14 protein-coding genes are annotated in these 14,623 nt (G+C 67.5%); 11 read left to right on the top strand and 3 right to left on the bottom strand.

The features are described 5' to 3' along the window. The first annotated feature begins 6 nt into the window (after positions 1-6). The 10 genes from SD196_RS15285 (at position 7) to SD196_RS15330 (ending at position 11,095) form a co-directional block, all read left to right on the top strand. Positions 7-546, top strand: a complete 540-nt coding sequence (locus SD196_RS15285) for a MauE/DoxX family redox-associated membrane protein (RefSeq protein ID WP_416310358.1) — start codon at positions 7-9, stop codon at positions 544-546. Positions 547-549: 3 nt separating this feature from the next. Then, the gene (mauD, locus tag SD196_RS15290) at positions 550-1,173 is read left to right on the top strand and encodes a methylamine dehydrogenase accessory protein MauD (RefSeq protein WP_331319490.1); all 624 of its coding nucleotides are present in this window, start codon (positions 550-552) and stop codon (positions 1,171-1,173) included. A 21-nt stretch (positions 1,174-1,194) separates the two neighbouring features. After that, positions 1,195-1,716: a methylamine dehydrogenase light chain gene (locus SD196_RS15295; RefSeq protein ID WP_331319491.1), complete on the top strand. Its 522-nt coding sequence runs from the start codon at positions 1,195-1,197 to the stop codon at positions 1,714-1,716. 7 nt (positions 1,717-1,723) lie between these two features. After that, positions 1,724-2,248 (top strand): cytochrome C, encoded by a 525-nt coding sequence (locus SD196_RS15300; protein ID WP_343573674.1) that lies wholly within the window; start codon positions 1,724-1,726, stop codon positions 2,246-2,248. Between the two features lie 460 nt (positions 2,249-2,708). Continuing rightward, the gene (locus tag SD196_RS15305) at positions 2,709-4,025 is read left to right on the top strand and encodes an amino acid permease (protein WP_416310359.1); all 1,317 of its coding nucleotides are present in this window, start codon (positions 2,709-2,711) and stop codon (positions 4,023-4,025) included. After that, on the top strand, positions 4,018-5,292 hold the full coding sequence (locus SD196_RS15310) for an aspartate aminotransferase family protein (RefSeq protein ID WP_416310360.1): 1,275 nt from the start codon (positions 4,018-4,020) through the stop codon (positions 5,290-5,292). The genes SD196_RS15305 and SD196_RS15310 overlap by 8 nt, the downstream gene beginning before the upstream one ends. 9 nt (positions 5,293-5,301) lie before the next feature. Next, complete coding sequence (locus SD196_RS15315) at positions 5,302-6,321, top strand: phosphotransferase enzyme family protein (RefSeq protein ID WP_416310361.1); 1,020 nt, start codon at positions 5,302-5,304, stop codon at positions 6,319-6,321. Positions 6,322-6,413: 92 nt separating this feature from the next. Beyond that, positions 6,414-7,361: a helix-turn-helix domain-containing protein gene (locus SD196_RS15320; protein ID WP_416310362.1), complete on the top strand. Its 948-nt coding sequence runs from the start codon at positions 6,414-6,416 to the stop codon at positions 7,359-7,361. Between the two features lie 185 nt (positions 7,362-7,546). Beyond that, positions 7,547-8,872, top strand: coding sequence for a hypothetical protein (locus SD196_RS15325; RefSeq protein ID WP_331319497.1), 1,326 nt, complete (start codon positions 7,547-7,549; stop codon positions 8,870-8,872). 78 nt (positions 8,873-8,950) lie between these two features. Then, on the top strand, positions 8,951-11,095 hold the full coding sequence (locus SD196_RS15330) for a methyl-accepting chemotaxis protein (protein ID WP_416310363.1): 2,145 nt from the start codon (positions 8,951-8,953) through the stop codon (positions 11,093-11,095). A gap of 228 nt (positions 11,096-11,323) precedes the next feature. Here the strand turns inward: SD196_RS15330 and catA are convergent, their stop codons facing one another. Beyond that, on the bottom strand, positions 11,324-12,256 hold the full coding sequence (catA, locus tag SD196_RS15335) for a catechol 1,2-dioxygenase (protein ID WP_416310364.1): 933 nt from the start codon (positions 12,254-12,256) through the stop codon (positions 11,324-11,326). Positions 12,257-12,371: 115 nt separating this feature from the next. Continuing rightward, positions 12,372-12,890, bottom strand: a complete 519-nt coding sequence (gene hpaC, locus SD196_RS15340) for a 4-hydroxyphenylacetate 3-monooxygenase, reductase component (protein WP_331319500.1) — start codon at positions 12,888-12,890, stop codon at positions 12,372-12,374. Positions 12,891-13,124: 234 nt separating this feature from the next. Between hpaC and SD196_RS15345 the strand changes: the two genes are divergently transcribed. Then, positions 13,125-13,769 (top strand): response regulator transcription factor, encoded by a 645-nt coding sequence (locus tag SD196_RS15345; protein ID WP_331319501.1) that lies wholly within the window; start codon positions 13,125-13,127, stop codon positions 13,767-13,769. Between the two features lie 111 nt (positions 13,770-13,880). Here the strand turns inward: SD196_RS15345 and SD196_RS15350 are convergent, their stop codons facing one another. Then, a complete protein-coding gene (locus SD196_RS15350; protein WP_416310365.1) occupies positions 13,881-14,621 on the bottom strand; it encodes an IclR family transcriptional regulator in 741 nt (246 codons plus the stop codon). Positions 14,622-14,623 lie beyond the last annotated feature (2 nt).

Consider the following 14,623-nt stretch of genomic DNA (forward strand, 5'->3'; position numbering starts at 1 on the left):
CAGCTCATGAACATCGATCCCATCTACGTCATCGCCAGCGCCGTCTCCATCTCGGTGATCCTGGCCAACGCCGCGACCCACAAGTTGCGTGCGCCGGGCCGCTTCACCCGGCAACTGGAAGACTACCAGCTGCTGCCCAGGGTGCTGCTCAAGCCGGTCGCCCGTGGCCTGCCGCTGCTGGAAATCGGCGTCGCCTTTGCCCTGCTGGTTCCGGCCAGCCGGGCGGGTGCCGCGCTGATCGCCGCGCTGCTGCTGGCGCTGTATGCCGCCGCCATTGGCTTCAACCTGTGGCGCGGCCGCCGTGACATCGACTGTGGCTGCTCCGGCCCTGACCAGGCGCAACCGCTGCGTCCGGTGCTGCTGGCCCGCAACGCCATCCTGGTCGCCCTGGCACTGGCCGCCGGCCTGTCGCCGCAGACCCGCGAGCTCGGTCTGTTCGACGGCTTCGTGGTCATCGCCGCCAGTACCACCGCCCTGCTCATCTATGCCGCCGCCGAAGGCCTGCTGTCCAACGGCCCCCGTCTGTTCAAACTCATTGGAAGGTGAACCATGGAAGCTCTGATCGTTTCCAACATCCTGCTCTGGGCGCTGCTGATCGCCCTGGCCTTCGCTGTCATGGGTCTGGTTCGCCAGATCGGCGTCCTCCACTCGCGCCTGGCCCCGGCCGGCGCACTGATGGTCGACAAGGGCGTCGCGGTCAACGAACCCGCGCCCCAGGTCACCGCGGCTGATCGCAAAGGTCGCCCGGTCAACTTCGGCTATGCCGGCGAGAAAGCCCAGCTGTTGTTCTTCCTCTCGCCGACCTGCCCGATCTGCAAGTCGCTGCTGCCGGCGATCAAGTCCATCGCCAAGCAGCAGGCCGACCGCCTCGAGGTGGTGTACGTCAGCGATGGCGACATGGATGCCCAGCAGGCACTGATCCGCGAACACAAGCTGGAAGACGCGACCTACGTGGTCGGCCCGGAAGTCGGTATGACCTACCAGATCGGCAAGCTGCCCTACGCGGCGCTGATCGACCAGAACGGCATCCTGCGTTCCAAGGGCCTGGTCAACTCCCGCGAGCACCTGGACAGCCTGTTCGAGGCCGAGCACCTGGGCAGCGCCACCCTGCAGCAGTACCTGCACGGCCATGCCCACGCGCACGACCACGACACCCCGCACTCCCACGCATAACGATAACGAAAGGAGATCCCCATGAAACTCCTCGACCTCCTGTTCGAGCGCTCCGCCCGTCACGTGGCCGACACCACCTCCCGCCGCAAGCTGCTCGGCCGCCTCGGCTCGCTGATGGTCGCCGGCGCCGCACTGCCGGTCCTGCTGCCGATCGACCGCACCAGCAAGGCGCTGGCTGCCGAAGCCCCCAAGGCCGGCGATCCGGGCGACCCGAACAGCTGCGACTACTGGCGCTACTGCTCCATCGACGGCTTCCTCTGCTCCTGCTGCGGCGGTAGCGTGACCTCCTGCCCGCCCGGCACCGAGGCTTCCCAGGTGACCTGGATCGGCACCTGTCGCAACCCGGCTGACGGCAAGGACTACATCATTTCCTACAACGACTGCTGCGGTAAGCACAGCTGCAACCAGTGTGCCTGCACCCGCAACGACAGCGAGGAACCGGCCTACCGTCCGTTCAACAACAACGATGTGAACTGGTGCCTGGCCGCCAAGTCGCACATCTACCACTGCACCGTTTCGATCATCCGCGGCGTCGCGGTGTGAGGCGCCCATGCGCTCGCTGCTGATCGTCGGACTGGTCTGCGCCATGGCGGCTCCGCTCGCCATGGCCCGGGCCATCCCCAATCCGAACCAGAAACACGCGCCGGGCAACGAGTCGCCGCAGACGCCGATTGCCCAGGCGCACTACAGCACGGCGGTGAACTACCAGCTGCAGTGCGCCGGTTGCCACCTGGGCGACGGCGAAGGCTCGGCCGCCAACGACACGCCGCGAATGAAGGGCTTCGTCGGCAACTTCCTCAAGGTCGAAGGCGGGCGCCAGTTCCTCGTGCGCGTGCCGGGGATGTCGCAGTCGGCGCTGAGCAATGCGCAGCTGGCGGACCTGATCAACTGGATCATGCGCGAGGACGGCATGGCCGGTAAGAGCATGCCGGCCAACTACCAGCCGTACACCGAGCAGGAAGTCGCGGCGATCCGCCACGAAGCCATGCTCAACCTGCCCTCGACCCGCGCCGGGCTGATCAGCCAGATGCGCGCGAAAGGCATCGCCATCGACGATGGCATCAGCAAGCCGTGATTCCTTTGGTCTCCTGCAGCCCGCCTCTGGCGGGCTTTTTTTTTGCGTGCGGTGTATCGACGGCAGCGTGTGAGATGACCTGCAGGAGCAACTGTCCTGCTCCGGGCGGACCGTGTCTGCGCACTCCCCCTCACCCGAGCGCAAATGCTTCTTAAGAGCGGATCTTCTCCGCGATCCGCTGACAAGGCCGGAACCAGGCTCGCACCCGCAAATGCCCCCACTCCGCGACTTTGCGCATTTCTGATATCGCCCCACCCCGCGCCATTCGTACCTTCTCCCTGCCCGCCGCACCTGACGGCGGGAGCGTGCTTACCCCATAAAACAACAAGAAGGGCCCATTCCATGACTCCACGCATCCAACCGTCGGCCGACGCCGGCGCACTCCCTTGCCCGCTGCGCTCCGGCGCGCGCGGCTGACTGCCGTTCACCCCACATCACTCACAGGCAAGGGATAATCACCATGCTCAAACAAGGCGTACTTCGCTGGCCCCAGATCGCCGGGCTCGGCATTTCGCTGGTCATCGCCGGGCAGTTCTCCGGCTGGAACTACGGCCTGGCCAGCAGCGGCTGGGCCAACATGCTCGTCGCCACCCTGCTGATGGCCGTACTCTGCGGCGGCCTGGCGCTGTGCGTGTGCGAACTCTCCACCGCGCGGCCCCACGCCGGCGGCGTGTTCGCCTACGCGCAGCTGGCGTTCGGGCCCTTCGTCGGCTACCTGGTCGGCGCCGCCTGTGCGCTGGCGCTGACCATCGGCACCGGCGGGGCCGCCAACTTCCTCGCCGCCTACATGGAATCGGTGTTCGGCTTCGGCGGCTGGCCGGTGCGGATCGGCCTGTTCGCAGTGATCATCGGCATCCACATCATCGGCGTCGGCGAGGCCCTCGGGCTGACCCTGCTGGCCGGCGCCATCGCCGCCGTCGCGCTGCTGGCCTTCGGCGGCGCCATGCTGCCCCACGTGCACTGGGAAAACCTGCTGCCCAGCGCCAGCGCGACCTTGCCGGGCGTGAGCGTCGCCGGCGTATTCGCCTGCGTGCCCTTCGCCATCTGGATGTTCATCTGCCTGGAGCAGGTCGCGTCCGCCGCCGAAGAAGCCGCCGATCCGGGTCGCAGCATGCCGCGCGGGATCATCGCCGCCGTCGGTACCCTGCTGCTGACCGCCCTGACCGTGGTGATCAGCGCGCCGGGCGCCGCCGGGGTGCAGGTGGTCGGCAACGCCGGCGACCCGTTGTACGCCGCCATGACCCACGGCGGGCTCTACGGCGAGCGTGACTGGCTGCCGCTGCTGGTCGGTTCCGGTGCCGTGTGCGGCCTGCTGGCGACCTTCTTCTCGGTGGTGTTCTCCGCCTCGCGCCAGCTGTTCGCCCTCGCCCGTGACGGCTTCTTCCCCGCCGCGCTGGCCCGCACCAACCGCCGTGGCGCGCCCTACGTCGCGCTGCTGGTGCTGACCGTGATCGGCCTGCCGCTGACCCTGGTGCCGCCGGAAAAGCTCCTGCTGTGCATCGTCCTGCTGTTGGGCAGCTGCCACCTGGTGCTGTTCGCCGCCTACCTGCGCCTGCATCGCAGCCAGCCGGGCCTGGCCCGCCCGTTCCGCCTGCGCGGCGGCCCTGTGGTGGCGGCCGTCGGCATGCTGCTGACGCTGGTGGTGATCGCCGCCTGCTTCCAGCTGGAAGTGGCCATGCTCAGCGCGCTGGCCCTGGTGGTCGCCGCGCTCATCCTCAATTACCTGCTGCGCGCCGCCCGCGCGGGCAAACCACTGGAGAATGCCGAACATGTCTGAACCGACCCTGCTGCAACGCCGCCACCAGGTGATGGGCGACGCCTCGCCGCTGTTCTACGACGAGCCGCTGGAGCTGGTGAAAGGCGAAGGCGTCTGGCTCATCGATGCCGCCGGCAAGCGCTACCTGGACTGCTACAACAACGTGCCCTGCGTCGGCCACTGCCACCCCAGGGTGGTGGCGGCCATGGCCGAGCAGGCGGCAACGCTGAACATCCACACGCGCTACCTCAACGAGCGCGTGGTGCGCTACGCCGAGAGCCTCACCGCAACCTTCGCCGAGCCGCTGGACACGCTGATGTTCACCTGCACCGGCAGCGAGGCCAACGAGCTGGCCCTGCGCATGGCGCGCTTCGCCACCGGCAACAAGGGCGTGATCGTCAGCGACTACAACTACCACGGCAACACCACCACCCTGGCGGCGGTGACCACCGCGCTGCCCAGTTCCGAACCGTTCTCGGCCCATGCCCGTGCCGTGCCGATCCCCTGTCTCTACCATGCGGACGGCACACCCGAGCAGGTCGCCGACCGCTATGTGGCGAAGGTCGCCGAGGCCATCGCCGAACTGCAGGCGGCCGGCGTCGGCCTGGCCGCCATGCTGATCGACACCCTGTTCGCCAACGAAGGTATCCCGCGCCTGCCGGCCGGCTACCTGGAGCGCGTGGCGAAACTGGTGCGCGAGGCCGGCGGCTTGTTGATCACCGACGAGGTGCAATCGGGCTTCGCCCGCACCGGCGACCACCTGTGGGGGCACCAGTCGCACCCGCTGGTGCCGGACATCGTCACCCTCGGCAAACCCATGGGCAACGGCTTCCCCCTGGCGGGCGTGGTGACCAATCGCGAGCGCGTAGAGACCTTCGGCCGCAGCAACCTGTACTTCAACACCTTCGGCGGCTCGCCGGTGGCCGCCGCCGTCGGCCAGGCGGTGCTGGACGTGATCGCCGAGCAGGACCTGCAAGGCAACGCCCGGCGCCAGGGCGCGAAGATCAATGCCGAACTGCACCGCCTCGCCGAGCGCCACTCGATCATCGGCGACGTGCGCGGCCAGGGCCTGTTCTTCGCCGTGGAGCTGGTGCGCGACCGCGCCAGCCGCGAGCCGGCCGGCATCGAGGCGCGGCGCATCGTCAACGCCATGCGCCAGCGCGGCGTGCTGATCAGCAAGATCGGCGGCGACGACAACATCCTCAAGATCCGCCCGCCGCTGGTGTTCGACGCCGAGCATGGCGAGCTGTTCATCGACACCCTGGACCAGGTCCTGAGCGAACTCTGAGGAGCCACCATGGACGACTTTTCGAGCCTGACTCACGACCAGCAGATCGCCTGCCTGCGCGACCTGGCGCTGGACGCCCTGCGCCACTGGGACGGCGATTTCGTCGGCCTGGAGCTGCTCAAGTACCGCGAGAACGCGGTGTTCTGCGCCACCCGCAGCGACGGCACGCGCAGCGCCCTGCGCGTGCATCGCGGCGGCTACCACAGCGAGGCGGCGCTGCGCTCCGAGCTGACCTGGATGGAACAGCTGGCCGCCGGCGGCATCGGTGTGCCCAGCATCATCCGCACCCGCAGCGGCGAACACCTGGCCGAAGTACGCAGCCAGGCACTCGATGAATCGCGCTTCGTCGACATGCTCGGCTGGCTGTCCGGCAGCACGCTGGGCTCCGCCGAACAGGGCCTGAGCGCTGATGGCGATATCGAGGCGCTGTTCCACCAGGCTGGCGCCGTGGCCGCGCGCATCCACCTGAACTCGGCCCAGTGGCGGCAGCCCAACGAATTCACCCGGCACGCCTGGGATGAGGAAGGCCTGGTGGGCACCAACCCGTTCTGGGGGCGTTTCTGGGAGCTGGACCTGCTCAGCGACGGGCAACGCGAACTGCTCCAGCGTGCCCGCCAGGAAGCCCGCCTGGACCTGCGCCGCTACGGCCGCAGCCTGAGCAACTTCGGCATGATCCACGCCGACCTGGTGCCGGAAAACCTGCTGCTCGAGGACGGCCAATTGCAGCTGATCGACTTCGACGATGCCGGTTTCGGCTGGCACATGTTCGAGCTGGCTACCGCGCTGTACTTCTGCCTGGACGACCCGCGCCTGGCGCAGATCCAGGCGGCGCTGCTGGCCGGGTACGATTCGGTCAAGCCACTGTCCGCCGCCGACCGCGCCACGCTGCCGCTGTTCCTCGCCTTGCGCGGCACCACCTACCTGGGCTGGGTGCACACCCGGCGCAACAGCGAGACCGCTCGGGAACTGGCCCCCATGCTGATCGAACGCGCCTGTACACTGGCCGGCGCCTACCTCGCCGGCCACTGAATCTGGCAGAGCGCCGCAAGCCTCTGGCGCGCAGGCACAAGCCTGCGCGCCAGCACTGACCGATACTCGGCGCACCACCGAGGTAAACCGCCATGACCGGCATAGCCCGCCACCAGGCAACCGACTCCGATGAACTGGCCTGCGCCCTCACCGGCTGGAGCCAGGACTACACCCAGCTCGGCCATGGCCGCCTGCAGGCGGAGCTGCTGCATGTACAGCTGCCCGGCGCCTCGCTGATCTACGAACATTCCAACCTGCACCTGCACGAGAACATGGCGCCGCCCGCCGGCCATCTGGTCATCGGCATTCCGCTGCGCGCCAGCGGCGATTCGCGCTTCAACGGCCAGGCCCTGCACGACGACACCCTGCTGGTGCTCGAAGGCGGCCGCGAGCTTGAAATCTGCGCCGCCGGGGAAATCCACATGCTCGGCCTGACTTTCAGCCAGCCACAGCTGGACTGTCTCCTCGGCGCCGAGGAACGCGAGCTGTTCGAACGCGCACTGCAACAGCGGCGCCTGCAACTTTCGCCGACCGGTGCAGGCGACCTGCGACGCAGCCTGTGCGACGCCATCACCGCCTTCGAGGGCGAGCCGTGGCGGGTGGACGACCCGCAGCAGGCCGGCCACGCCGTCGCTCTGGTATTGAGCAACGTGCTGCAGGCACTGGAGGAAATCCTCCCGGACAGCGCCCGTGACGGCGCACCGCGCTCGCTGCAGCAGCATCGCCGTCTGGTGCTGGCCGCCATCGAACGCATGCAGGCGGACCTCTCCGAGCCACTGTCGCTACTGGAACTGAGCCAGAGCCTGAACACCAGCCAGCGCACCTTGCAGTACTGCTTCCGACAGATCTGCCAGAGCACGCCGCAGCAGTTCTTCCTCAGCCTGCGCCTGGCCGAGGCGCGGCGCCGGCTCAAGCAGGAGCCGCAGCAGAGCATCACCCACCTGGCGCTGGACCTGGGCTTTGCCAGCTCCAGTCACTTCTCGGCCTTGTACAAGCGTCTCTACGCCGAACAGCCGTCACTGATCTCCCGCTCGCGCTAAGTCCTGCCCCCCTGTAGGAGCGAGCTTGCTCGCTCCTACAAAGACGGCGCGGCAACGGCCCACCGATCTGGCAATCACACACAATCACTTGGCAGACAGGAGCAACGGCACAGCGCCAGCCCTTCCTTAGCATCGGCAGAAGTCACATCCCCTCAATCGACAATAACGAAACGGATGCCTTCACCATGACCCACGCCGCCCTGCTGCGCCCCACCCTGCTCGCCCTGCTCATCGCCGGGGCCGGCAATGCCAGCGCCTACGAACTGTACTCCGACGACGACACTCACCTGAACGCCAACCTGGAAGCGACCTTCGGCATCTTCCACAGCCAGGAGAACTACGCGCCCAGCGGCCGGCTGAGCGAAGGCTCGTCGTCCTGGCGCGAAGGCTACGTGAAGTACGGACTGAGCTTCGACCAGGGCCTGGCCGGCGCGGGCACTACCTACGGCGCCTTCGGCCTGCTCAGTTCCGGCACCTGGGGTGACGGCGACGCCGCGGGCTTCAGCGACGGCTCCGAGCGCACCACCAAGATCGAGGACGCTTCCCTCGGCTGGCGTTCCGGCGGCCTGTTCCCGGCATTGGGCGAAGACGGCGTGGACCTGTCCTTCGGCCGGCAGAACATCGTGGTCGGCGACGGCTTCCTGATCGACGGCGACGCGCTGAACCTGGGCAAGGGCGTGGCCGACGGTGAGTTCAACCGGGGCGGCGCCTACTACCTGGCGGCGCGCAAGAACTTCGACGAAACCGCCGTGCTGCGCCTGGGCGGCAAGCAAGGCTGGCGCAGCGACCTGATGTGGCTGAAATCGGACAACCGCGCCCAGGCCAAGTCCGAGCTCTACGTCGGCACCCTGGAGCACGTGGCGGACGCCGGCACCGTCGGCCTGACCTACATCGACGTCACCGACATCGACGAGCAATACGCCTCGCCCCTCCAGCTCGACCGTCGCGACATGAAGACTTACAGCCTGCGCGCCACCGGCAATGCCGGCGTGGAGAACCTGTTCCTCTCCGGCGAATACGCCGAGCAGGACAAGCGTCACGTGGATAACGAGAACGCCTGGTACCTGGAAGCCGGCTGGACCTTCAAGGACGTGGCCTGGACGCCGGGCGTCAGCTACCGCTACAGCCGCTTCTCGGAGAACTACGACACCCTGTTCTACGGTTTCAGCCGCGGCTACGGCACCTGGTTCCAGGGCGAAGTGGCGGGCAACTACGCCGGCCCCTTCAACAGCAACAGCAAGATCCAGCAGCTCACCTTCAAGGTCTCCCCGCTGGAGAACCTGAACCTCGGCGCCATGCTGTTCGACTTCAAGACCCTCGACAAGGACCTGGGCAACACCGACGGCCAGGAACTGGACCTGTACGCGGAATGGGGTGTCACCCAGAACCTGATGGTGATGCCGCTGATCGGCCTCTACCGGCCGGACAAGAGCGCCGAGCAAGGCGGCACCCAGCTGGGCAACGACGACACCAACCTGTACAGCCAGGTGGTCTTCGCCTTCATGTACTGACCACGGTCGCGCATGACGCCACGGGGCGGTCGCTGCAAGGCGCCGCCCCGTTCCTTTTTCCGCATCAGGTACCTCCCCATGCCCGCTCCCATCCTGAATATCCAGCGCAAGATCGTCCTGCTCGCCGGCCTGTGCCTGACCCTGGTGGTCACCCTGCTGGTCGGCCTGTCGCTGTACCAGAACCAGCAGAGCACCGCCCGCGTGAAGGACGCCAGCCGGCAGATGCTCGCCGGCGCCGCACAAACCAACCTGCAGGCCCAGGGCAAGGTGCAGGCGCTGCAACTGCAACGCCTGTTCCTGCGTACCTACGACTATGGCCTGGGGGTGAGCCGCCAGCTGCTGAGCCTGCGCGCCCAGTCCGCGCGCGGCGAGATCGATGCACGCACGCTGCGCCAGCGCCTCACTCATGAGCTGCGCGATGCCATCGCCGAAAAGGCCGACCTGCTCGGTCTCTACCTGGTCTTCGAGCCACAGGCGCTGGACAACGCCGATGCGCAGTTCCACGGCGACGCCGAGGCCGGCAGCAACGAGACCGGGCGCTTCTCCGTCTACTGGGTACGCGGCGAAGGCGGCGTGCCGACACCGGTGATCGGCGACGAGAAGACCCTCTCCGACACCTCCCCCGGCCCCAGCGGCAAGCCCTACAACGCCTTCTACACCTGCCCGCGCGACAGCCGCCAGGCGTGCGTGCTCGATCCCTACAACGACGATGCCTCCGGCACCCGCCGGCTGGTCACCAGCATTGCCTTCCCGCTGCTGGAGGATGGCCGCGTGATCGCCGTGGTCGGCCTCGACATCAGCCTCGACAGCCTGCAGCAGAATGCCCGCACCAGCGCCGCCGGCCTGTACGACGGCAGCGGCCGCATCAGCATTCTCAGCCCGGCCGGGGTGATCGCCGGCAACAGCCAGGACGCCGCCACTGTCGGCAAGCGACTGCCCGACGTGCAGCCTGCCAGGGCGAAGGATCTGCTCGCCGCGCAGCAACGCAACCAGCCGTTCACCCTCAGCGATGCCGAACAGATCCAGGTGCTCGAACCGCTGGAGCCGATCACCGGCGCCGCGCCGTGGGGCGTGCTGCTCAGCGTGCCGCACGACACCCTGATGGCGCCCGCCGTGAGCCTGCAGCGTGCCATGGATGACGAACGCGCCCACGGCTCGATGGTCGAGTTCGGTGTCGGCCTGCTGCTGAGCCTGCTCGGCATCGCCCTGGTCTGGCTCACCGCGCGCGGCGTCACGCGCCCGCTGCTGCGCCTGGCCGGCATGGTCGAGGAGATCGCCGATGGCGACGGCGACCTCACCCGGCGCCTCGACTACAGCCGCCGCGACGAGCTGGGTCGAGTGGCGCAGGGCTTCAACCGCTTCCTCGACAAGCTGCAGCCGGTGATCGGCCAGTTGCAGGGCGCCGTGAGCGACGCCCGTTCCACCGCCGACCAGTCGGCGCTGGTCGCCCGCCAGGCCAGCGACGGCATGCAGCAGCAGTTCCGCGAGATCGACCAGGTGGCGACGGCGTTGCAGGAGATGTCCGCTACCGCCCAGGACTCCGCGCGCAACGCCGCCCAGGCTGCGGCGGCCGCCAGCCAGGCCGACCATGCCGCGCGCGAAGGCCTCGGCCTGATCGCCCATGCCACCGATGGCATCGGTGAACTCGCCCAGGGCATGACCGCCGCCATGAGCCAGGTGCAGGACCTTGCCGAACGCAGCGAGCAGATCGGCCAGGTGCTGGAGGTGATCCGCTCCATCGCCGAACAGACCAACCTGCTCGCCCTCAACGCCGCCATCGAAGCCGCCCGCGCCGGCGAACAGGGCCGGGGCTTTGCCGTGGTCGCCGACGAAGTACGCGGGTTGGCGCAGCGCACGCAGAGCTCGGTGGAGGAAATTCGCCAGGTGATCGCCAACCTGCAAGCCGGCACCCGCGACGTCGCCCAGGCCATGCACGGCAGCCACGGCCTGGCGCAGCACAACGTCGGCCAGGTGCAGCAGGCGGTGGAGGCGCTGCAGCGCATCGCCACGTCGGTCAACCTGATCAGCGAGATGAACCTGCAGATCGCCAGCGCCGCGGAGGAACAGAGCTGCGTCGCCGAGGAGATCAACCGCAATATCGAAGCCATCCGCGACGTGACCCATTCGCTGTCGGGGCAGGCGGAACAGTCGGCGCAGGTCAGCCATCGGTTGAACGAGATGGCGGATTACCAGCGGCAGTTGATTCAGCGGTTCAGGGTTTGAGACACGGATCGTGTCCGCCGTTGGCGGGACGATCTTTCGCAGGAGCAACTGCCCGCTTCTGGACAGTCCATGCCTGCACTTTTCCCTCACCCCAGCCCTTTACTTCAGGGAGAGGGGGCAGGCCGTGCCGGCTGACGCCGCGTTTCCATCCTGCACCGACCGGTCCCCTCTCCCGCTTGCGGGAGAGGGCTAGGGTGAGGGGCCTTTGATCTTGTAGCAGCGGCAGAATCAGGCGCCCTGCACCTGCAACGCCCGCGGACGCTGGCTGCGCTGTTCGGCGTCGGCATCCACGGCCTTCTGAAGCTGGAAGTTGAATTGCAGGTCGGCATAACGCCCCGCCACACCGCGAGCGCCGTCCTCGCGGAACGCCACTTCGCCCACCAGCCCGTCACGGGTCGCATAGGCGAAATCGTCCCACAGGTACTCATCACCCGACAGGTTGATCTGCGTGGTCAGGTGGCGATACCCCGGCGCCGAGATGAAGAAGTGGATGTGCGCCGGACGCTGGCCATGGCGGCCGAGCAGATTCAGGGCTTCCTGGGTGGTGCCGCTCGGTGGGCAGCCGTAGCCGCTGGGCACGATGCTGCGCGCCTTGTAGCGGCCCTCGGCGTCGGTGACGATGCGGCGACGCAGATTGAACTCCGACTGGCTCTGGTCGAAGTAGGAGTACATCCCCTTGGTGTTGGCATGCCAGAGGTCGACGGTGGCGCCGGCGATGGGGTTGCCGTCCAGGTCCAGCACCCGGCCCTCGAGGAACATCGGCGTGGCGACGCCCGCGTCGCTGCCATCGTCCATGCGCGCCTCGCCCTGGAACAGCGGCGCGCCGGCCACGTACAGCGGACCTTCGATGGTGCGCGGGGTACCGCCGGTGAGGCCGGCCTCTTCGTCACGGGCGTCCTGCAGCAGGTCGAGGAAGTGTTCGAGGCCCAGACCGGCCACCAGCAGGCCGGCCTCCTGACCCGCGCCCATGCGGTTGAGGTAGTCCACCGCCTTCCAGAATTCGTCGTCGGTGACCTGCATGTCCTCGATGATGCGCACGGCATCGATGAGGATACGGTTGATCAGCGCCTTGAAGCGTGGGCTGCCCCGGTCGTTGCCGAAACCTGCGGCCTCCTGGAAGAACTTCTGGATGTCGGCGGACTGGGAAATCTTCACGGTCATTCGGGGTTACCTCGTCTTGTTGTTATTGACGGTCGGCGGATGCCCGGCAGGTCGGCGATGATCGACTCGATGCGTTCGCTGACGGCGCTGCTCCTGGCGGTGTTACCGTTCGGGTTCAGGGGGCGGGCGTCGCGGCGGTACGGTCGACGCGATGGAACAGGCGGTTGAAGTACACAAGGCTGTCGCCCTGCTCGCGCACGGCGACCTGGTCCAGCTCGACGAACATCACCGAGTGCGAACCCACTTGCTTGCACTCGCTGATCCGTCCGCCCAGGGTCACCAGCGCGTCGCGCAGCACCGGCGCCTCGGGGCAGGCGTTGTCCCACAGGTCCCAGGCGAAGCGTTCTTCCATCGGTACGCGGGTCATTCCGGCGAAGTGCCGCGCCAGCTCTTCCTGCTCGCCGCGCAGCACGTTGACGCAGAGGTAGCCGTTGTCGCGGAACACGTCGTGGCTGGCGCTGTTGCGGTTGATGCAGACCAGTACGGTCGGCGGCGAATCGGTGACCGAGCACACCGCGCTGGCGGTGATGCCGCAGCGCCCGCCAGGGCCGTCGCTGGTGATGATGTTCACCGCCGCCGGCAGCTGCGCCATGGCGTTGCGGAAGTCGATCTGGGTCTGGCTAAGGTCGGCCATCTCGGCACCCTTCCTCTCGGGGGACCGCGCGCAAGGCGGTCCGTGACTGATGGAACGAGAGTAAGCGCCGGGACCAGGCGGAAATATTCGGACGAACTCCATGCCGGGGGGAGATCGCCGCTAGTCATCTAGGGGGTTTCTTTATCGTCAGCGAGGGTTCCAGTGGTTATTCTCCCTGACATGCCTTGCGCCCCTCGGGGTGAAAAATAATTAGAAATGCCGTGGTAGCCCGAAATGGAACCCCGTAAACCCGTTGTGTACATCGTCGACGACGACAAGGACCTGCGCACCTCGCTGGCCTGGCTGCTCGAATCGGTCAGCGTGCAGGCCCTGTGCTTCGCCGGCGCCGACGAATTCCTCAGCCACTACGACCCCGATCAGCCCGCCTGCCTGGTGCTGGACGTGCGCATGCCGGAGACCAGCGGCTTCCAGCTGCAGGAGATCCTCAACGAGCGCGGTATCGCGCTGCCGACCCTGTTCGTCTCGGCCCACGGCGACATCCCCATGTCGGTGAAGGCGATGAAGAACGGCGCCATCGACTTCGTCGAGAAGCCCTACAACCCGCAGCAGATGCTCGAACGCATCCAGGCCGCGCTGAAGGACGCCGTGCAGGTCCACGCGGGCGCCACCCAGCGCCAGCACTTGCAGAGCAAGCTCGACCTGCTCACCGGCCGCGAACGCGAAGTGCTGGGTATGGTGATCGACGGCAAGGCGAGCAAGGTCATCGCCCGCGAGCTGAACATCAGCGTGAAGACCGTCGATGTGCACCGCACCAAGATCAAGGAAAAGATGGGCGTGTCGAGCATCGCCATGCTGGTGCGGGAAGTGCTCGACCTGGGCGGGAGGGATGCGGCGGCGAAGCAGGTTGGGCGAGGCTAAGGTACCCAATACCTGTAATACCGGTAGGAGCGAGCTTGCTCGCGAACGGCCCTCCCGGCAGCATCGGAGCTGGGAGGTTCGCGAGCAAGCTCGCTCCTACGAAGAGCAGGTTCAGACCTCCCCTCCCATCCGCAAGCTGATCTCCCGCGCCGCCTCCAGCAATCCCCGCGCCGCCTCGCCGTGCAAATCGGCCGAGAAGCTCGCCTCCGACCCCACCACCGTAATCACCCCCGCCAGCTCCCGCCCGGTGGCGAACAGCGGCACCGACAGCGCATTCACCCCCGGCATCAGCAGCCCATGGATCGAATGCAGCCCCTCGGCACGAATGCTCTCCAGCACTGACTGATCCGCGCCCTCCTCCAGCCCCGGCCGGAACGCCGCGAACACCAGCCCGGTGGACGACCCGTGCACCGGCAGCACCGAACCCACTTGAGTCACCAGGGTGACCATCCCCTGCGCCGGTTCCACCTGCACCACGGTCGGGCCGTGGCTGCCCCAGATGGCCAGGAAGCAGGTCTGCCCCAGGCTGTCGCGCAGCTCGGCCAGCGCAGGGCTGGCGACCTTCACCACATCCAGCCGGCGAATCGCCGCCAGCCCGACATAGAGCGCCTCGCGGCCCAATCCGTAATGGTTGGTGACCGGGTCCTGCTCGGCGAAACCGCTGGCGATCAGCGCCTGCAGATAGCGATGAACCTTGGCCACCGGCATCTCCAGGTACTCGCCCAGGCGCTTGAGCGAGGTGCTCGGCGCCAGGTCCGCCAGGGCCTTGAGGATCTCGGTGCCGACCTCGGCGGACTGCACCTTCTTGCCCTTCGTCGGGGCGGACTCTTGCGGTTCGTTCTGGGTCTTCAACT

Origin of the sequence: Pseudomonas macauensis (assembly GCF_047902425.1) — a bacterium.
Classification (GTDB): domain Bacteria; phylum Pseudomonadota; class Gammaproteobacteria; order Pseudomonadales; family Pseudomonadaceae; genus Pseudomonas.